Here is a 274-nt window from a genome sequence, read left to right as displayed (position 1 = left end):
CGCATGGCCCTTCGACAGGTAGTCGAAAAGCTGCTGGACGCTCCAGCCGCCGATGCCGGTGCGCTTGTCCGAGCTGATATTGTAGGCCTTCCAGCCCTGCAGTTCGGCCCCGGCGAATTTCCGGCCATTGTCGACGGCGTAAAACAGGTTGCGCGGGGTGTGGCACTCGCCGCAATGGGCCATGGCTTCGACCAGATAGGCGCCGCGGTTCCATTCAGCTGTCTGCGCCGGGTCCGGTTGCAAGGGGCCGCTGGGCACGAAAAGCAGGTTCCAG

At 64.2% G+C, this 274-nt stretch carries 1 protein-coding gene; it reads right to left on the bottom strand.

Features of this window, described 5'->3' with window-relative positions; translation table 11 throughout:
- On the bottom strand, positions 1-274 hold a 274-nt coding region (locus AC0MA3_RS26515; protein ID WP_474658349.1), incomplete at both ends, for a hypothetical protein.

The sequence above is a fragment of the Paenibacillus sp. LS-5 genome (genome assembly GCF_056121505.1).
Note: the sequence above shows the minus strand (reverse complement) of the source record. Positions and strands in the feature narration are given on the sequence as shown.